The sequence below is a fragment of the Staphylococcus sp. NRL 16/872 genome (assembly GCF_022815905.2).
In the GTDB taxonomy this organism is placed as follows: domain Bacteria; phylum Bacillota; class Bacilli; order Staphylococcales; family Staphylococcaceae; genus Staphylococcus.
In genome coordinates this window covers 219,605-239,760 of sequence record NZ_CP119327.1, presented here as the reverse complement: position 1 = coordinate 239,760, position 20,156 = coordinate 219,605, and the positions used below count along the sequence as shown (strand labels likewise).

The window sequence follows — 20,156 nt, the reverse complement described above, 5'->3', positions numbered from 1 at the left end:
AAAGGAGTGACAGTATGCCTAATTCAAAGAAGAATAAAAAAACGTTCTGGGAACTCATTGTGACTTCTATCCCAGAACTGTTAAGTGGAGTTATTCGTTTTTTTAAAAATTTATTTACTTAATAATTAGAAGAATGTGGCGAGTAATTTATGAAAAATAGTGCGATAATAACGCACAAGCCTCCTACCATAATATGAAGCGTAAAAGGTTCCCCTAAACCTATAATTGAAAAAATGGTAGAAAATAAAGGTACTAAAAATAGAAAACTACTCGCAATCGTAGCACCACGCATTTTTAAACTGTTAAACCAAAGTCCAAATGAACCTATGGAAGCTGGGAAGACAAGCCACCAAAACCATAACCAGCCCCATCCATTTAAGTGCGTGATCGAATAATGTTCTCGTAATATAACACTTATAATAAGCAAAATCACACCACCCAATAACAATTGCCAACCTGTTAATATCCAAACCCCTTTATCAAATGCAACAAGTTTCGTTACGATTGTATTACATGACCAACATAAGGAGCCAAGTAATGCCACAAGTGCGCCCCACCCCAGTAATGTACGATCTAATCCTAAACAAATAGCCACACCCGTAACGCCTAATACCAATGCAAAACATTTCACCTTTGTTAAACGTTCGTTTAATAAGAAATGTGCAAGCACGGCTAACCATAGAGGATTCGTGAAAAGTAATACCGCTGACATTGAAGAAGAAACCCCAAGCGCCATTGCAATATTTAATAACCCCATCGTTCCAGCCGTTTGTAATAAACCAATCATCGATACAAATACAAACCCTTTAAAAACACTTCCGTTACTTTTAGGTAGTACTTCTTGAATGCCCTTTTTCAATAAAATAAAAATTAAAATAAGAAGTCCTGCAATAATAAAGCGCCATCCTCCAAGTAACATTGGAGGCACGTGCTCAATCGAAATCAAATACTTTCCTGTTGGAAAAGAAGAGCCCATACATATTGTGGTTAAAACGATACACACATAAAAATATAAATGAGAACGTTGCTGTAATTTCATAGATGTCATCTCCAGATTATTCATTAAAGATAATTAAGATATTCTTTGTCTTTAATTAATATTATAAATACCCTTCTTCATTTTTCAATATTAATATATAATTTTTTTATATTATATTTTATAATTAAATAAATCAGAAGAAACAGGTGGACGTTTATGAAACTGTCTAAAGGATGGGAACAGGCGATTTATGTTCTATTAATTCTTAATCAACTACCACAACGTAATGTAATAACCTCTACAGCATTAAGTGAACGGTTAAACGTATCTGACTCCTATTTAAAGAAAATTATTAAGTCTCTAGCGAAAGAAGGTCTTGTTCATTCAGCACCTGGCAAAAATGGAGGGTTTTCTCTCAATAAGCCTTTAAGTGAAATCACATTTTATGATGTCTTTTTAGCGATTGAGGGACGAGATAAGATTTTCTCAAGTCAACATTTATTAAAATCTTTCTTAGGAGAAAATGAAAGTCAAAAGGCCGAATTATGTGTGGTGAGTCATTCGCTCAATCAAATTGAACAATCATTGATATCCACTCTTTCCTCCGTATCTTTAGATGGTGTTCATCACACAATTGATCAAAAATATAATCTCGAAGAGCTATCTCAGTGGATTTCAACTCATAGTAAAATTCACTAAACAAGTCTTCCGGACGTCTAACTTCAGACAACCCGAAGACTTCTTTCATTATCTTTTTTGACTAAAATATAGGTCTTTTTGACTAGTATATTTGTCAAAATGACAAAGATGATGTATCGTATGAGTCAAGGAGTTGATTAAATTGCGAAATCGCCTAAAAGAATTGCGTGCTCGCGATGGCTTTAATCAAACACAGCTCGCAAAAAAAGCCGGCATTTCGCGGCAAACAGTTTCTTTGATCGAACGTAATGATTTCATGCCATCCATCTTAACCGCCGTTAAAATCGCACGTATCTTTAATGAACCAGTTGAAAATGTCTTTATATTCGAGGAGGGAGATTTATGAAAGTAGGTAGATATCTACTTTATCTTGTTATTAGTGGAATCATCGGGGGCATTATAGGTGGATCGATGAATAGTATTAGCACATTTTTATCTACTATTAATTTTTCTAATAACCGCACTGCGTTAATAATTTGTATTATTTTTTCTATCATTGTATTAATTCTGACAGCTTATCAATGGAAGACACAACATGATGCAATCAAATTTAAAAAGTCCTTTCTAAACTCTATTGAAGATGATGAAGCTGATATTTATGAGAAAAAAGCAAATTTAAAATATAATTTAACAACTATTATTGCATACACGCTTATGACAGTTAGTTTTATAGCCGCATTGTTATTTGTTATAGGAAAAAACGCTAACTTCAGTATGTTATTCGCAATCATTCCTTTTATGCTTACCGGTCCTTCATCTCTTATGCTTGGATTTTTCAATCGTCGTTTCGATAGTCGCTATCCCAAAATGGGCGAAAAAAATTACACCGAAAAAACATTAGATTTGATGGATGAAGGTGAAAGACACATTACGCTCATTAGTATGTATAAAAATTATCAAATGAATATAGTGCTACTAATGATAGCTATTATACTTTTAAGTCTTTATTCAATTGACACTGGTTCCAGTCAGTCATTTAGTATATTTATTTTAATCATTATTTTTGTATATAACAGTTTAGGTTATATGTTAAAAGTACGTAAATTTTATAAATCTTAATTATTTATTACTAAATTTATACTATGATGGAAGTAACCAATTAAATGCAAAATAAAATTTAATTTTATCTACAGAAAGAGAGGATTATTATGGAACATCTATTGCAAGTGCAACACCTGAACAAATCTTATAAGAAATCCAACTTCAACTTGAATGACATTTCTTTCACCTTAAAACCTGGTGAAGTCATTGGTCTAATTGGAAAGAACGGTTCCGGTAAATCAACACTAATTAATACATTAGTGGGCAACCGTTTCAAAGACTCTGGTGAAATTTCATTCTTTGACAAAGTGATATCTGACAAAGAGCATGAATATAAAGAACACATAGGCGTCGTATTTGACGATTTGCGTGTACCAGATAAACTCGAAATCAAAGATATGGATAAAGTTTTTGCGAATATTTTCAAAACATGGAATAGTGACAAATTCTTTAATACGATCAAAGAATTTGATCTTCCTACTAACTCTCAAATTAAGACTTTCTCTAGAGGCATGCGTATGAAAGCAGCATTATCAATTGCCCTAGCCCATGATTCTAAATTATTAATATTAGATGAAGCTACTGCCGGCATGGATGTCTCAGGACGTGAAGAAGTCATTGAAATGTTAGAAGATTACATTTCAGAAGGTAACGGCGTTTTAATTTCATCTCACATCTCAGAAGACATTGAACAGTTAGCTACCCAACTTATCTTTATGAAAGACGGTGAAATTGTCCTACATGAAGATAAGCACACACTATTAAATGATTATGGAATAGTTGAAATCCCTGAAAATGAAGACTCAGACATTCCAAATGACATTATAGTTTCTTCAAGAATACGAAACGGACAACGTCAAATTTTAATTAAAGATTGGTCTCGCGTGACCAACGCTCACCCACTCAACAACATTGATGACGCAACAAAATTAATTATGCGAGGTGAAAAATAATGAAAGGCCTAATTTTAAGTAGTTTCTATGCATCTAAAAAATCACTTATCACATTTGCAATTGTAGGCATAGTTATGAGTATTTTGTTCAGTTTTGTCAGTCCTATGATGAGCTGTTTTATGCCAATGGTTATGTTAATATCCCCAGTTTCAGATAACCTTAAACGCGAAAAAGAATCTAAATGGATGTATTATGTATCCGCTTTGCCTTCTTCACGAAGTACATACGTTAAAGCATATTTTGTTTTTTACCTTTTACTCATTGTAATTGGTTTAGTGATAGGAATGGTTATCTGTTTAGTCATAACTCAAAATCCTATGTTAATGCTTCTATCAGCATTTATTGGAATTGGTTTGGCTTGTACTTATGCAATAATGTTTCCACTTACATTTAAATTTGGACCTGAAAATTCAAATGTAATTATGATTTCAACAGTATTTTTTGCCTTAATCTTATTTTTTGCAGTATGGTTCCTTGTAGTAACACCTAAACTTATACAATCTGGTTCAATTGATAAATTTTCAAATAACCCAACAGTATTATTAATAACTGGTGCATATGCATTACTTGGAGTAATTATATTTATTGGTTCATATTTTTCATCTTTATCAATATTTAAAAAACAAGAATTATAATTAATCACATATTAATAATACACAGTATAGAGTTCTAAGATAGATAACGAAACGTAGTTGAGCGACGCCTAAGGGAACAGTACAAGTTGAAGACCTTAGAAATCCCCACAGATTTATCTGTGAGGAATTTCTGGCTGAAACTGTACCCTAGGCAAGCGTCTCAACTTAAGTGAGTGAAATTCTATCTTAGAACTCTTTTACGTTTTTAAGAATAATATTCTCCTTGAAACAATACAAAGTATTAACTTAAAAACCATCGTTCCAAGCATTGTTTCATTAAATCTCAATTTAGGGTATTGAAAGAGTAAAAGCATTAAATAAAGGAGTTCTTGTTCAAATGGATACACAAGCTATTGAACGTTATTTAGACATAGATTCAACGCTATACAACGAACCCACACTCGAAGCACTCGATTATTATATAAAACAATATATGATGACCGTACCTTTTGAAAATATAAATGTACAAAATGGCGTACCTATCTCTGTAGAAATTGATGATCTGTTCGATAAAATTGTTAATCAACATCGAGGTGGTTTCTGCTATGAAATGAACCATTTCTTTGGTACCTACCTTGAAGAAAAAGGCTTCACCGTACATCGCATGCCAGCAACCGTACATCAGCCTGGTGGTCACACAAGTCCTCATGGTTCTCATATGTCACTCGTAGTCCCTATCGATAATGTCAATTATGTAGCTGACGTAGGCTTTGGCGATTTACCTTTACAATCATTGCGCATCGCCTCATTAGACCCTACCCACCCGGTTACAGATTTAACAGGCCAATTTCGCGCTATTTCTGAAAGTGAAGACACATATATCGTCCAAAAACTTGAAAATGAACAATGGATGACACGTTACGAAGCTAAAATGCATCCACAAACCATTCATGATTTCGACGAGATGATTGACTATAATTCTAAGAATCCTGATTCTATCTTTGTAAAACAACTCATGATTACAAAACCACAATTATTCGGACGTGCTACAATGTCGTTTAACCATCTAACATTAAGCAAACAAGACAATAAAGAAAAATTTGATGTCACATCAGATAATTATCGTGACATGCTTGAAAAATATTTCAACCTAGACGTAAAAATCAAACCATTCGAACAATAAATTAATTTTCCCAAATCAAATAAGACATAAAAGTGAAATTAAGAGGTGTAAGTGATGAGTAATATTGAAATTATCGGCGCAAAACAGAATAATTTAAAAAATATAAATGTAACGATTCCAAAGCATCAATTAACCGTTTTTACAGGTCGGTCAGGCTCGGGTAAGTCTTCCCTCGTCTTTAATACCGTTGCTGCAGAATCCGAAAGATTGCTCAATGAAACTTATTCAAGTTATGTCCAACATCAACTCACACAATATGAGAAACCGGATGTTGATCAAATTAAAAATCTACCTGTCGCAATGGTTATTAATCAAAAGCGACTTGGAGGTAATTCGCGTTCAACTGTAGGTACAATTTCTGATATTTATGCTTCCGTACGTCTTTTATGGTCTCGTATTGGTGAGCCGTTTGTTGGATATTCTGACATCTTTTCATTCAACAATCCAAAAGGGATGTGCGAAACATGTTCTGGTTTAGGCTATGTTGAAGATATCGATTTAAACGAATTGTTAGACTTTGACAAATCACTTAATGAAGATGCGATTAAGTTCCCTTCATTCAGACCTGACAGTTGGCGTGGTAAACGTTATTTATATACAGGCTTATTCGATAATGATAAAAAGTTGAAAGATTACACTAAAGAAGAACTGGACACGTTCCTTTATACAGAACCAACGAAATTGAAGAATCCACCATCCAACTGGCCAAGAACTGCGAAATTCGAAGGTTTAATCCATAGATTTCGTCGTTCATTTTTACTTAACGACAATTTTGAAAAGAAACGTTTCAAACAAGATATTGATCGCGTGGTTTCTAAACATGATTGCCCAAGTTGTCATGGTCAACGTCTTAATGACAAAGTATTAAGTTGTAAAATTAATGGCTTAAATATAGCAGAATTTACGAATTTACAAATCGACGAGGCGTTAGCCTTTTTAGAAAAAATCAAATCAAACAAGGCACGCGTGATTATCGAACCACTCAAACAACAGCTTGAAGCATTAAGTTATATCGGCTTAAATTATTTAACGCTAGCAAGGGAAACAACTTCCCTTTCTGGTGGCGAGTCACAACGTATTAAATTGATTCGTCATTTAAACAGTCCATTAAGTGATCTTGTTTACATTATTGATGAACCAAGTGTTGGCTTGCATCCTGAGGATATTAAACGCATCAATGACATCATTCAATCGCTAAAAGACAAAGGGAATACGGTACTCGTCGTTGAGCATGACCCTGACGTCATTAAAACAGCTGACCACATCATTGATTTAGGTCCACGCGCTGGTAAACATGGTGGCGAAATCACCTTCACAGGAAGCTACGAAGAATTACTTAAATCTAATACAAGCACTGGCCATGCGTTAAAACAAACGCACACGTTAAAATCCGAATTACGCCAATCAAAAGAGATGATTAATATTTCAAATATTAGTCGCAATAATCTAGAGAATATTTCAACTGAACTACCAAAACATGCGATGACTGTCGTTACTGGTGTGGCTGGTTCAGGTAAGAGTACTTTAATTACGGCTGCGTTTGAACGTAATCAAGATGCGATTTTTATTGATCAGAAACCTGTTCATGCCTCAAATCGTTCTAATTTACTCACTTATTTGGATATCTTTGATGATGTGCGTAGTTTCTTTAGTAAACATACTGGGCTTAAAAAGAGCATGTTTAGTTACAATTCCGAAGGTGCATGTCCAGAATGTCATGGTAAAGGTGTATTGAAAACGGAATTAGCATTTATGCCGGACTTTTCACAAGTGTGCGAAATGTGCGGTGGCACAAGATACCGTCCTGAAGTGTTAGAGGCGAAAGTAGACGGTTATTCGATTGCTGATATTTTAGCATTAACCGTTGAAGAAGCGATTGAAAAGTTTAATGACAGCCCTAATATCACACGTCCACTTCAAGCTCTGACTGATACGGGCTTGAACTATATGACATTAGGTCAATCTCTCGATACGTTATCAGGCGGAGAAATTCAACGCGTGAAGTTAAGTCGTTATCTCACGCAAGATGTAACCAACAAACTGTTCATCTTTGACGAACCAACGACTGGCTTGCATGAAGATGACTTACCTATATTAATTGATTGCTTTAACAACCTTATTGATGAAGGCAATACAGTTATCTTAATCGAACATAACTTAACGATGATGACACAAGCAGATTGGCTCATTGATATTGGACCTTTCGCTGGAGATAAAGGTGGACAATTGCTTTATGCAGGCCAACCAAATGGTATTTTTGAAATTGAAAATTCAGTAACCGCAAAACATTTAAACGATTATATTAAGAATTAATTTCTAATATTGAATACTAATAACCCCCGCATGCTAATGTCACGCGGGGGTTAAATCTTACACGATGATTTTTTACCTACACTTATAGTAACTTATGCTGTTGTAACAATTCTTCAATATAGGTGTTTTTAATCTTTTTCAAGAAAGCATTTAGAGCGAATTGTTGAATTCTATTTTGTTCGGCTAGTTCTGTTAAATCTTTGCGATCATTTAATTCATACAGTGCCTCCATGAGCACACGTAAATCGAATTCTGATGCCACAACTTCTGGGACACCTCTATCAATATCCAAGAGTTGATATACCGCTTCCATTGCGGTTCTTACGGAATATTCTGTTGTAAAGACGGTATCTCTTTCTGTTTCAGCAAAATTCCCAATAAAGGCTAAGTTACGAGAATCCTTAGGCACAACAAGTGGTCTATCGCCCACGGCTCTAGGCATAAAATATGAACAGATATATGGCATATAGACAGGTATACTATTGCAGTGATTGTTGGCGAGGTTTTCTATTAGATTATCAGGGATGCCTATATGATATAACCATTCTTGGCAAATATCGCTACCACTACACTCAACAATAGGTTTATGGATATATTCACCTTCTACATTAGAATATAAGGCATAAATCCATACACTCATTTCATCTTTTGGCTGCGTTTTAAATTGTTGTTGACGATTAATGGTAAAACTCATTTGCCAATTAGAATCATTCACAGTAATAATGCCACCTGTAACGGTCTTGCCAGATAAAGGATCTCGTTTACATATACGTTCAATTGTGTCGATGATCGTTTTGTTATTGGTAGTGACAGTTGCTGAGACGAACCAACTTTTATCAGGTAAATCTTGATAGAACTTTTCAGGGCAACCAAACTCAGGGCTTTGTTTGGCAAGATTGCGCCATAAGTTCCAACTACCGCCGGGTTTATGATTAGGGGGTGCCGGCGTGTCGTTATCTCCATAAGTTGAACTTTCAGTGATACTTCCATTAGTCACGAATACCAAATCATTTGGAGTTAATGTAATCGTTTCAAGTTGACCGTGACGTTTCAGTTGAATTTCTCGAGCAACTTTCTCTGTTGTTGTGACATCCACTTTAATATCTAGTACTTGTACACCATATTGAAATTGGACACCATGGGACGTTAAATAGGCGATAATAGGACGTACGAGTGATTCATATTGATTATATTTAGTGAATTTCAAAGCACTGAAATCTGCTAACCCACCAATATGATGTACAAATCTCATTAAATAACGACGCATTTCCATTGCAGAATGCCAAGGTTCAAAGGCAAACATCGTCTTCCAATAAATCCAGAAATTAGAGTGCATAAAATCATTTGAAAAGACATCTGAAATCTTTACATCGTTTAATTCTTCTTCTTTCTTTAAACATAAAGCGACAATTTCTTTAATTGCTTGCTTCGTTAATGTGAAGTCACCATCAGTGGCTAGCTGATGTCCCCTTTTTTCAATAACACGACATCGTGAGTAATTGGGCTCCTCTTTGTTCAACCAATAAAACTCATCTAAGACGGAAGCACCTTCTATTTCTAAAGATGGGATGGAGCGAAATAAATCCCATAAACATTCGAAATGATTTTCCATTTCTCTTCCGCCACGTACAACATAGCCTTTCATCGGAAGTTCAGTTCCATCTAAACTTCCACCAGGTTTAGATAATTCCTCTAAAACATGGATTTTTGACCCATCCATTTGCCCATCTCTAATCAAGAAACATGCAGCTGCTAAAGATGCTAATCCAGACCCGATAAGATAAGCAGACTTTTCCTCTACATTTTCTGGTTTTTTAGGACGCGCAAATGCTTCATAATTCCCATTACTATAGTACATTTATTTCACTTCCCAAGCGTTCAAAGTATTTTTTAAATTTTTCTGAAAAGTAGTAAACTATAAGTAATTATTTATGAAATTAATCTACCCTTCGACCTTATTATAGGGTGGCAAGCGTGCCTGTTGTGCGTCAATAAGAAGGGAATGTAACTTAAGTGACAAATAGTTAGAAATGTCCGATATGAGGAGTGAGCAACTTTGAATACACAAGATTTACGCGTTCAAAAAACACGCCAAGCTATAATAACTACCTTCTTTGAACTTCTCCAAACAAAGACGTTCGAACAAATTACTATTCAAGATTTATGCGATAAAGCGAATGTTCGAAGATCTACATTTTATCGTCACTTTAATGATAAATATGATTTGTTGAATTACGGTATTGGTCTGGTGATTGATCATTTTAGAGAGCTATATTTACCAGAAATCAATCCAGATAACCCTCGTCGTTTTTTCGAGAAATTAATGAAAGATATTCTACAATTTATTCATGAAAATAAAGCTATCGTACGCAGTGTGATTAATTTAAATTATTACGGAGAAGTTTATAGTATTTTTTATGATCAAATCTTTGAAGCAGTAAAAAAACAAATTGAATTCGATAAACGAAGTGGGCAATTTTATGTAGATACGACGATGTATGGGCAATTTCTAACTGGGGGCATCTTAAGTGTGATCACAAACTGGTTACAACAAGGGCAACAACAGTCAATTGATAAAGTCACTGCAGAAATTGTAGCACTCATTTGTGGTGCTAGAGAGATACATTTGAAAAAATTGAAATAATACGATTAAACCTATTAAAAAGAAATTCTTAAATGAAATGTTGAGGAATGAGAAAAATACACATATGTTAAATCATCGTATTTGTCCACATTCTACATCTCTATTTTAAGAATTTCTTTTTGGTTTATTAATATAAATGTTTTAAAATAATTTCCATTTCTTCTCTACAACTACTTTTGGGTAGCTTGTATTAGGTAAAAAATCACGCTTGTAAGAAACGAAAGCTTGATTATTTTTATTTACTTTAATTGTCCATTTCTTACTATCTTTCGGCACTGTATCATATAAATCTTTTTTCACTTCATAAGTATGATCACCTATCGTATGTTTTCCTTTAGAAAGCACTTTTTTATACTCGTATTGTTGGCGATAGTATTGAATAATATGATTGCCTATTTTATTTCTATTATATTTTGCATTATCGTTTCCATAAGGTTTAACATTCATCACGGTTTCATTTAAACGTAAGTGATTTAAGTTGTTTGTTAATGTAATATTATAACCTTTATCGCTTGTCCCAGTTTTTAAACCGTCTGTACCTCTTAAATAGAGTGGTTGATGTTTTAACGATAAATTAGTGCTCGTAAAGGTATTACCTTTTTGTGTATCTTGAGATAATTGCGTCACCTTTAGTAATTCAGGATGTTGAGCGATTAATTCATGCGCTAATATCGTCATATCTTTTGCAGTACTTGTAGGATAATCTTGTTTTTTATATTTTGAAGGAGTAAATTCTCCTAGTAAATTATTTTGAGCACCTGCAGGATTAATGAAATGTGAGTTATCCATATTAAATATTTTAGCTTGTTGATTCATTTTATCTGTAAATGTTGACGTATTGCCACTGACTTTTTCTCCTAAAATGATTGCCGCTGCATTACTCGAAGCTAAGGCCGTTTGTTTAATTAATTCTTCAATAGTATATGTTTGTCCCTGCCGTAACGGTACAGAAGACAAGTTAGGCATGTTAGACAAATGATTGAATTTTTTTGTCACTTTTATAGTGTCACTTAATTTTAATTTGCCATTATCAATTGCTTCATACGTTAAATATAATGTCATCATTTTAGATAAAGACGCAGGATCTACTTTTTTATTTCCCTGGTAATCATATAATACTTGTCCTTGTTGTGTCGTTAACGTAACCCCATCTGGTTGATAAATGGAGCTAACTTCATGAGGGTGGAGTTGATTTGAAATATTGACTGGTGTTTCTGTTGCATGCGCACTTGTTGAACTTAATAAAGCTATAAAACCGATGCTTCCCATACTCTTTACTATTTTCTGAAACATGTTATTCCCTACTTTTTATTTTTTATATAGTACAATTTATTATAACTTATTTTTACTTGTTAATTACATATTTACATAAAAATGAACGCTGTTTATAATTTATTTTTATAATGTTTTGCAGCAATATAAGTGAATGTTCAATCTCTTTTTCTAAAATGCACATTTAAAAACTCTGAAAAGAAAACTAATTTCTTCTCAGAGTTCAACCTAATTAATAAAGTAAATGATCAATAATCATAATCTTTATTACCTTTAAAATATTTACGATCTTCTTTGCTGTATACCTTTTCTGGGTCTAAGAATGGCTTCATTTTGTATTTAAATTGATATAAATTCAACCCATCTATTGCCACTCGGTCTTGGTATACACTATCTTTGTCGATAATAGTATAATTATTTGGCCCCACACCAGCAATATATTTAAATCCTGCTTGATGCTCTAAATAATTATACCCTTGTGATCCTCTATCTTGTGCCCCATGTGGGAAGATAAAGAGATCTGTTTTACCTATAATTGGAGTCACTTCTTTCTCCCATCGTTTTGTATCCTTCACAATGCGATCATATGAGGTATCCTCAAAATTAATATGTCCCCAAGAGTGACTCGCAAAGGTCCAGCCATCACGTTTCATTGCATTCGCAACTTTAGTAGCTTGTTCTTTACGTTTATCATAATCTTTACTATCTAATTCATTTGTACGATAGCCAAGTACACCATTATAACCTGTTAAAGCTACAACACCTTTTTGGCCATTATATGAGAAATCAGGATGTTTTTTCACGAAGTTATTTAAAATTGGCACGATATCATTTGTTTCGCTTTGTGTGACTTTACCATCTTTACCTTTCGTTTCAGATACGACATGTTTATTTTTGTCTAATACAAGTCGATCAGCATAGCCATGACCTCGCATATAATCATAATAATTCATGTCATCAATAGATAAGATAAGTGGTTTTTTACCTTTAGGTAATTTAATTTCTTTCTTTTTAACTGGATTTGATTTTAAATCATACACATCATGTGGATCTACTAATATGTAATTATGTTTATAAAGCTCATCTAGCGACTTATTAAACTCATTAACTGTAATCATCCAATCATTATTCCCTTTAGCTGAGCTTGGATCCCCCGTAAACGCTTTTTTAGGTTCTGCAATTATTGGATGATAGAAGACATGAGCAACATCGCCCTTATATGTAACCCAATCTTTTTGGTCTTTGTTTTTCTTCTTCGCATACATGTTTTCTTCTTTTTTTCTATCTTCTGCAGATTTCTTGTCTTTCCCATCATGTGATTGTGATGTAGATTGACATGCACATAAAACAATTGCTAATAAAACTGTCAGTAGTCCAAGTAAATATCTCTTAGCCATTCATCTTCTCCTTTTTATTAAGTATAAATTTTATGCCATTCATCACCACATTATATATTAATATTATATTATTTATAAGGTATCAATTATAACTTAACAAAATTTTTACATGAATTTAATCAACCAAGAGAATAAGTTGCCTATTTTCTATTTGAAAGTTTTACAATTACATTAATGATAAGTAAAAACACAATTACCAACTTTATAGTCAATTCATATATTTGAGGCATATTCACTGTACTAATTAAACAGAACGCAATAATAAGTACTAATGCTATTTTGTCATAGATATCGAAATTCATATCATCCATCCTTCCTATACAATCTCATTATAAAAAATCTCTCTAACATAAGCGAACACCGTCAAACTCATATAATCTTTGAGTTGACGGTGTTTTTTCGTTAGTTTATGTCGTTTTCATTTTCAAAAATAATGCATTTAAAATTCTAAGTCCGCTTCTAAGTCTTCAAAGGTTGGCATACCACCTTGCGCACCCATACCTGTCACAGAATAACTCGCTGCTAAGTTGGCGAATGTGACCGCTTCTTGAAGCGCATATCCTTTCTGCAGACCTACTGCTAGCGCGCCATTAAATGTATCACCTGCGCCTGTCGTATCTTTCACTTCACGTTTAAATCCTTTAACTTCTACTTGTTCAACGCCATTGTTATACATCGCACCTAGTTCACCTAACGTCACGATTAACTTATCAGGATAACGTTCCAGAGCGCCATCTACATCGCCTTCAAACATATTCTCACTCTCTGTCTCGTTCGGCGTAAGATATGTCACTTGTTCAAGCACATCGTCAGAAATCTCTCTGTATGGTGCCGGATTTAAAATCGAAATCACATCGTGTTCATAACAATATTTCACGGCAGTTTCCACTGTTTCAGATGGGATTTCTTGTTGCAATAGCACAATGTCCCCCGGTTGCGTAGAAGCTAAGGCTTCCTGCACATAGTCCGGAGTCACTTCATTATTCGCAGATGGCACCACAATAATGCTATTGTCATTATCAGCTAATGTGATGTGCGCTGTTCCTGAAGGTCCTTCCGTGGGTTTCACATGTTCCACGTTAATTTGATTATTTTTTAAATTTTGAAAAATGTCTTCCCCAAACGTATCGTTTCCAATGCGACCAATCATATGTACATCTTGTCCTAAACGTGCAGCTGCTACGGCTTGGTTGGCACCTTTACCACCCGGCGTCGTAAAAAATGACTCGCCAAGTACGGTTTCCCCTTTTCCAGGAACAATACGCGTCGCTACAACTAAATCCATCGACATACTACCAATTACATAAATCTGTCTCTCCATATGTCACACCTCTTAATTCTCTTTAAATATATAATCATATATCTCTTGTGCTACTTGGTCGAAGTTGTGGACGTTGAGTGAGATATAGAATTTGAGTTTAGGTTCTGTGCCTGATGGTCTTAGGGCAACGAAGCCTTCTTCAAAGATGACTCTAATGACGTTGGCTTGTGGTAAGGTAATGGTTTCTACTGTATTGTCTTTTTTGTTTACACGTTGTAGTGTGTCGTAATCTTCTACTGCGATGACGTTTAAGCCTGCGATTGTGTCAGGGATATGATGTCTTACTTTAGCCATTAAATCTGCAATGTGTTGTTGGCCTTGTTTGCCTTCAAATACTTTTGAAACAAGATAGTCGCGATAGTGTCCTACTTCTTCATAGATTTCGTTTAGCGCGTCGTGAAGTGTTTTACCCTCATTTTCCAAAATAGACGCATACTTAATAATTAATGGTACGATTTGGACGGCATCTTTATCTCGCACGAAATCATCGGCTAAGTAACCATAACTTTCTTCGTAGGCGAATAAAAATGATTGGTCATCGTCAAATTCGCGAATCGCTTTGGCAATATGTTTGAAGCCGATTAAGACTTCCTTCACAGTGACCCCATGTTGTTGCGCAAGACGTTTACCCAATTCGCCGGTAACTATAGATTGGATAACGACCGGCTGTTTAGGGAGCGTCGCGTGTTCAATAAGATATTTAATTAGTAATGCGCCAATTTCACTGCCACCAAAGTAGTGGTTTTGACCATCTTTATCTCGTTCAACAAAGCCCATACGATCGACGTCAGGGTCTGTGGCGATGATAAGATTTGCGTCAGCGTCTTGAGCTTGTTGAATGGCCAAGTCAAAGGCGTCGCGTTCTTCGGGATTCGCACTTTTCACAGAACTGAAATTAGGATCAACTTTACACTGTACTTCAACTAAGTTAAAGTTTTGAAAATGTAGATGCTGTAAAATATCGGGAATAATCGGTACACCTGTGCCATGTAGGCTTGTGTAGACAACCTTTAAATCTGACTGCGGAATATCGCCGACAAGATCCGTAATTTCATTAATGTAAGTGTTATAAACGTCATCTGGTAAAGTATGGATATTCTTCTCAATCAACGTAGGATTGAAATCTACTTCTAATTTTAGTGGATCTTCCAAGTTATTAATGTAGTTAGCGACTTCAAATGACGTTTCTTCATCTAATTGTGCACCATCTGAGCCATATACTTTAATGCCGTTATAATCTTTAGGATTATGGCTTGCTGTAATCATGATGCCCGCAGAAGTATGTAAGTGTCTGACGGCATATGATAATTCTGGCGTCGTTTTGTAATGCGCTGCTAAGTAAACTTTGATGTCATTTGAAGCAAGAATTTGAGAAATCAGTTCTGCAAATTCTGAAGATAAGTGACGAATATCATAGTGAATGACAATCGAAGAATGCGTCTCTTTGTCTTGTAAATAGTTAGCGATGCCTAGGGCTAAACGTTGGATAGTATAGCGATTTAGACGACCTGGGCCAAGTCCGAATTGCCCACGAATCCCTGCTGTACCGAAAGCTAATTCAGTTTCAAAGCCTTGTTCTTGGAATTCAGGTGTTTGTGCATCATAAAAAGACGCTACAAGACTATCTTCTTTATGTTTCATCCAATTGTCTTTCATCATATACTCCTTTCACACATACGTGTCTATTATATTCATTCTTCAGTATACTGGATATAGCTAAAAGTTTCACAGAATATGAGAGCAAAGGATAAAACACATTTCTTAAATTGCAATAAGTAACCAATAGTGTTAATATATACACAAGTTAGATTATGTCGCTTATTTTTAGTTACGGTTGTCTAACCAATATTTAAAAACCGTAATAATACATCCTGATATTACAGGAGCTATAATAGTTAAAAAAATTAGTTCCATTACAAGCACCAAACCCCTCACTACTTGTCCTAGTGAGGGGTTTTTTGGTGTGTTAGACGCTGTCGCTTATTTATTCTTACTGGAATTGGTAGCTTTTGTGTCCGTTGGCGAAGCCTTCTACTGTGTAAATCATTGAGCCACCTTCTGAACCATTTTCAATATCGTTTGTACAAATTAATAATTGGTTTGTACCTGGAATGAATTGTGGGTGTGTTGAACGTAGCATTTTACCTTCATCACGACCTGGCATTAAAATTTGACCAATTGGATAGCCACGTTTATTAAAGACTAAGACGCGTCCTTGTCCGTACATCGCGACATATAAGTTATCATCGCTATCGATACATACTGAGTCTGGCCCTTCATGTCCTGTAAAGTAGTATGGAATTGTAGCGCCAAATGGTGCAATCGTTACGCCATCGTCTTCTAATTGAATACGGTGAAGTCGGTTAGTTGTCGTTTCCGTAACCCATAACACTTTTTCATCAGTACTTAACGCTACACCGTTCGCGACAGAAATATTCTGAATTACTGGCGTTACCGTCTTGAAGTCAGGTGACACATAGTAAACGCCACCTTTAGGATTTGTCGAATAGCCTCTGAAATCTGTGAAATAGAAGCCGCCTTTACTGTCGAAGACCATGTCATCAATACAGTATTCTGAGTTTAATTCAGAAATAATTTCTTCAAAGTTATCACCATGTTCATCAGTCGCAAAGATGCCACCTGTTGATTCAAAGTCTCCTAAATAACATGTAAAGAAACGTCCATCTTTATGAATTTTAACTGCAGCTGGATTTTGTTTTGGCGATTGGAATGCAGTAGACACTTCTTTTGTTTTCGTATCTACTTTAAAGATTTTGCCACCAAACACTTCACATAAAAACAAATTATGATCTCTATCGAAGATTAACCCTTCTAATTGAAGTCCTTCATCTGAAATTTTTACCCAAGGTTCTGCGGTAACCGTTTGTAATTCACTTTCTGAAATAATCGGCACTGCGCTTTTTGACGCACCTGTATATGTAAGTTTTGGTAATGACTCGTTTGACATAAGATACAATTCCTCCTTTTTGAAAAGTAAAATTTTAATTTCTCAATTTCTAATATACACTTTAATATTATGGTACTATATGTAATCGTTTTCAAAAAGAAATATTGCTCACTCAACTAGGTCTGTTGTCCTATTTTCGAAACTGAAATATTGAAAGTTATTATAAATTTGGTAAAATAATATAATGTTGATTTTTATAAAAAGATAAACGAACGACAATTTGAATGAATACGGCCTGCCCTTACGATAAATAAAAAGATTTTTAAAAGAGGAGAAACAGAAAATGGATTATAGAGTGTTATTATATTACAAATATACAACAATTGATGACCCTGAAACATTTGCAGCTGAGCACTTAGAATTCTGTAAAGCAAACAACTTAAAAGGTAGAATCTTAGTATCTACTGAAGGTATTAACGGTACATTATCTGGTACGAAAGAAGACACAGATAAATATATCGAGCACATGCATGCGGATGAACGTTTCGCAGATATGACGTTCAAGATTGATGAAGCTGAAGGCCACGCATTCAAAAAAATGCACGTACGTCCTAGAAATGAAATCGTTGCATTAGGTTTAGAAGATGACGTGGATCCACGTGTGACAACTGGTAAATACTATTCACCAAGCGAATTTAAAGAAGCATTAGAAGATGAAGATACAGTTATCTTAGATGCACGTAATGATTACGAATTCGACCTAGGCCACTTCCGTGGTGCAATTCGCCCAGACATCACGCGTTTCAGAGATTTACCAGATTGGATCCGTGAAAACAAAGACCAATTAGACGGTAAAAACATTGTGACTTATTGTACTGGTGGCATCCGTTGTGAAAAATTCTCAGGCTGGTTAGTTAAAGAAGGTTTCGAGAATGTGGGTCAATTACACGGCGGTATTGCAACTTACGGTAAAGATCCTGAAACTAAAGGTGAATATTGGGACGGTAAAATGTACGTATTCGACGAACGTATTAGTGTAGACGTGAACCAAGTTGAGAAAACAGTGATCGGTAAAGAACACTTCGACGGTACTCCTTGCGAACGTTACATTAACTGTGCTAACCCAGAATGTAACAAACAAATTCTTGTTTCAGAGGAAAATGAAGAAAAATACCTTGGCGCTTGTTCATACGATTGTGCCAAACATCCACGTAATCGCTATGTAGCTAAAAATGACATTAGCGATGAAGAATGGAACCGTCGTTTAGAAAACTTCAAAGACGTACCAGAACACGCACATGCATAGAGGTCTGGACAAAAGCGTTTAGGATTTGAGCAGAACCGAACGATGAGCAAAATTGTTTCTCAAATTTTGTCGAGTCGTGAGTCCCCAACTTGCTTTGTTTGTAGAATTTCTGAATGAAATTCTCTGTGTTGGGGCCTCGCTACCTAAAATCCTGCTTTTGGAAAGCCGTAAATTAAAAATTAGAGTATCCCTTATGAGATTAACCAATGTCATAAGGGATATTTTTTATACTTTCAATTGCAAAAATTGAAATATTTAAGTATAAAATTTATAATTGATAATAATTTTCAATATATAAATGGAGGTTGATACATATGTGTACGGGTTTTACTTTTCAAGCAAAAAATGGCGACATTATACTAGGACGTACGATGGATTATGATTATCCATTGACTGGACATCCAGCTGTGCAACCACGCAATTTCTATTGGGAATCTCGCGTAGATTATAAAGGTAAAACGAAGTATGGCTTTACTGGTGCGGGATCAGATATGGAAGGCTTTATCTTCGGAGATGGCGTGAATGAACATGGCTTAGCGATTTCAAATCAATACGACCGAGGATATGCGTCATATGCGACTAAAATTCGTGAAGGCTATATCAATATTTCACAAACTGAAGTGTTAACGTGGGCACTTGGCTACAATCAAACGATCGACGAACTCATTGATAACGCGAAACAAGTGAACGTCGTTGCGAATACGTTAAACGATATTAACGAAGCACCTCCGCTTCATTATCATATTTCTGATGCTACTGGTCGTACGGCTGAGATTACATTTGTGGAAGGTCGTATTGTGGTGCATGATAATCCAGTTGGCGTGCTGACAAACAGTCCTGATTTGAATTGGCACTATGAGAACTTGAAGAATTTTGCGAATGTGACACCTTACAAACCTCAATATAAACGTTATAAGAATTTATTTATTGGTAATGAAAGTGGCACATCTGGTTTGCCAGGAGGTTATACCTCTGCGGAGCGTTATGTAAGAGCAACGTATCTCGTGCATAATATGTTGCCTGACGATGGCGATGATGCGGTGCTTGATGCATTTAGAATTCTGGATAGCGTTAGCATTCCTAAAGGTGCCGTTCGTCCCTCTGAACATGAGTTCCACTACACGCTGTATCAAACTGTATTCAATCTGACTACGCGTACGTTGTATGTGAAGTATTATAACTCTAACCGCATTGCCGAATTACAATTAAATGAGGATTTATTAAATAGCGATGATTTAGTTATCTTTGAGCCAATACCACAAGGCTTAACGACAGATAAAGTGAATTAAATATGTACTTTTTTATGTAGAGTAGTTCTTAGATGGATGCCACTCATTTTGTTGCGACGCTTTCTTGCGTGAAAGGCTTAAGCCTGTAGTCATGTAAAGTAGTTCTTTGATTTTAATCATTAGAACTACTTACTTAAGTGTGTGAATACTTACGTTCCTTCCCCAGCTTGCTTTGTTTGTAGACTTTCTATACGAAAGTCTTTGTGCTGGGGCCCCGACACTTCGTTATCTATCTTAGAACTACTTATGTAAGTATATGAACACTCACATTTATCA

18 protein-coding genes are annotated in these 20,156 nt (G+C 35.2%); 10 read left to right on the top strand and 8 right to left on the bottom strand.

Going from position 1 to position 20,156, the window contains the following annotated elements; translation table 11 throughout:
- Positions 1-118: 118 nt before the first annotated feature.
- Entirely contained in the window at positions 119-1,039 is a 921-nt protein-coding gene (locus MT340_RS01170) for a DMT family transporter (RefSeq protein WP_243603495.1), read from the bottom strand.
- A gap of 156 nt (positions 1,040-1,195) precedes the next feature.
- On the opposite strand from MT340_RS01170, the gene MT340_RS01165 reads away from it, so the two are divergent.
- The 7 genes from MT340_RS01165 (at position 1,196) to MT340_RS01135 (ending at position 7,743) form a co-directional block, all read left to right on the top strand.
- Positions 1,196-1,678 (top strand): RrF2 family transcriptional regulator, encoded by a 483-nt coding sequence (locus MT340_RS01165; RefSeq protein ID WP_243588406.1) that lies wholly within the window; start codon positions 1,196-1,198, stop codon positions 1,676-1,678.
- A gap of 142 nt (positions 1,679-1,820) precedes the next feature.
- Positions 1,821-2,024, top strand: a complete 204-nt coding sequence (locus tag MT340_RS01160; protein WP_053030021.1) for a helix-turn-helix transcriptional regulator — start codon at positions 1,821-1,823, stop codon at positions 2,022-2,024.
- Positions 2,021-2,737, top strand: coding sequence for a DUF3169 family protein (locus MT340_RS01155; protein WP_243588405.1), 717 nt, complete (start codon positions 2,021-2,023; stop codon positions 2,735-2,737). Before MT340_RS01160 ends, MT340_RS01155 begins: the two co-directional genes overlap by 4 nt.
- A gap of 89 nt (positions 2,738-2,826) precedes the next feature.
- Positions 2,827-3,672, top strand: a complete 846-nt coding sequence (locus MT340_RS01150) for an ABC transporter ATP-binding protein (RefSeq protein ID WP_243588404.1) — start codon at positions 2,827-2,829, stop codon at positions 3,670-3,672.
- Positions 3,672-4,307: an ABC-2 transporter permease gene (locus tag MT340_RS01145; RefSeq protein ID WP_243588403.1), complete on the top strand. Its 636-nt coding sequence runs from the start codon at positions 3,672-3,674 to the stop codon at positions 4,305-4,307. Before MT340_RS01150 ends, MT340_RS01145 begins: the two co-directional genes overlap by 1 nt.
- 337 nt (positions 4,308-4,644) lie before the next feature.
- On the top strand, positions 4,645-5,430 hold the full coding sequence (locus MT340_RS01140; RefSeq protein WP_243588402.1) for an arylamine N-acetyltransferase family protein: 786 nt from the start codon (positions 4,645-4,647) through the stop codon (positions 5,428-5,430).
- Between the two features lie 54 nt (positions 5,431-5,484).
- Entirely contained in the window at positions 5,485-7,743 is a 2,259-nt protein-coding gene (locus MT340_RS01135; protein ID WP_243603494.1) for an ATP-binding cassette domain-containing protein, read from the top strand.
- 82 nt (positions 7,744-7,825) lie between these two features.
- On the opposite strand, the gene MT340_RS01130 is transcribed toward MT340_RS01135, so the two are convergent.
- Entirely contained in the window at positions 7,826-9,601 is a 1,776-nt protein-coding gene (locus tag MT340_RS01130) for an oleate hydratase (protein ID WP_243588401.1), read from the bottom strand.
- A gap of 198 nt (positions 9,602-9,799) precedes the next feature.
- On the opposite strand from MT340_RS01130, the gene MT340_RS01125 reads away from it, so the two are divergent.
- Positions 9,800-10,387, top strand: a complete 588-nt coding sequence (locus MT340_RS01125; protein ID WP_243603493.1) for a TetR/AcrR family transcriptional regulator — start codon at positions 9,800-9,802, stop codon at positions 10,385-10,387.
- Positions 10,388-10,528: 141 nt separating this feature from the next.
- Here MT340_RS01125 and pbp4 read toward each other — a convergent pair whose 3' ends face one another.
- From pbp4 to MT340_RS01095, 6 genes are all read right to left on the bottom strand, one after another.
- Entirely contained in the window at positions 10,529-11,680 is a 1,152-nt protein-coding gene (gene pbp4 / locus MT340_RS01120) for a penicillin-binding protein PBP4 (RefSeq protein ID WP_243588399.1), read from the bottom strand.
- Between the two features lie 227 nt (positions 11,681-11,907).
- Entirely contained in the window at positions 11,908-13,056 is a 1,149-nt protein-coding gene (locus MT340_RS01115) for a polysaccharide deacetylase family protein (RefSeq protein WP_243588398.1), read from the bottom strand.
- Positions 13,057-13,495: 439 nt separating this feature from the next.
- Complete coding sequence (gene rbsK / locus MT340_RS01110; protein WP_243603492.1) at positions 13,496-14,377, bottom strand: ribokinase; 882 nt, start codon at positions 14,375-14,377, stop codon at positions 13,496-13,498.
- A 12-nt stretch (positions 14,378-14,389) separates the two neighbouring features.
- The gene (locus MT340_RS01105) at positions 14,390-16,033 is read right to left on the bottom strand and encodes a phospho-sugar mutase (RefSeq protein WP_243588397.1); all 1,644 of its coding nucleotides are present in this window, start codon (positions 16,031-16,033) and stop codon (positions 14,390-14,392) included.
- A gap of 168 nt (positions 16,034-16,201) precedes the next feature.
- Positions 16,202-16,291: a type I toxin-antitoxin system Fst family toxin gene (locus tag MT340_RS01100; protein WP_243588396.1), complete on the bottom strand. Its 90-nt coding sequence runs from the start codon at positions 16,289-16,291 to the stop codon at positions 16,202-16,204.
- A gap of 76 nt (positions 16,292-16,367) precedes the next feature.
- Positions 16,368-17,345, bottom strand: coding sequence for an SMP-30/gluconolactonase/LRE family protein (locus MT340_RS01095; RefSeq protein ID WP_243603491.1), 978 nt, complete (start codon positions 17,343-17,345; stop codon positions 16,368-16,370).
- 283 nt (positions 17,346-17,628) lie between these two features.
- Between MT340_RS01095 and trhO the strand changes: the two genes are divergently transcribed.
- Both trhO and MT340_RS01085 read left to right on the top strand, forming a co-directional pair.
- Positions 17,629-18,591 carry an oxygen-dependent tRNA uridine(34) hydroxylase TrhO gene (gene trhO, locus MT340_RS01090; RefSeq protein WP_243603490.1) on the top strand — a complete coding sequence of 321 codons (963 nt, stop codon included), beginning with the start codon at positions 17,629-17,631 and terminating at the stop codon, positions 18,589-18,591.
- Between the two features lie 314 nt (positions 18,592-18,905).
- Positions 18,906-19,880, top strand: a complete 975-nt coding sequence (locus MT340_RS01085) for a choloylglycine hydrolase family protein (RefSeq protein WP_243588395.1) — start codon at positions 18,906-18,908, stop codon at positions 19,878-19,880.
- The last annotated feature ends 276 nt before the right edge of the window (positions 19,881-20,156 follow it).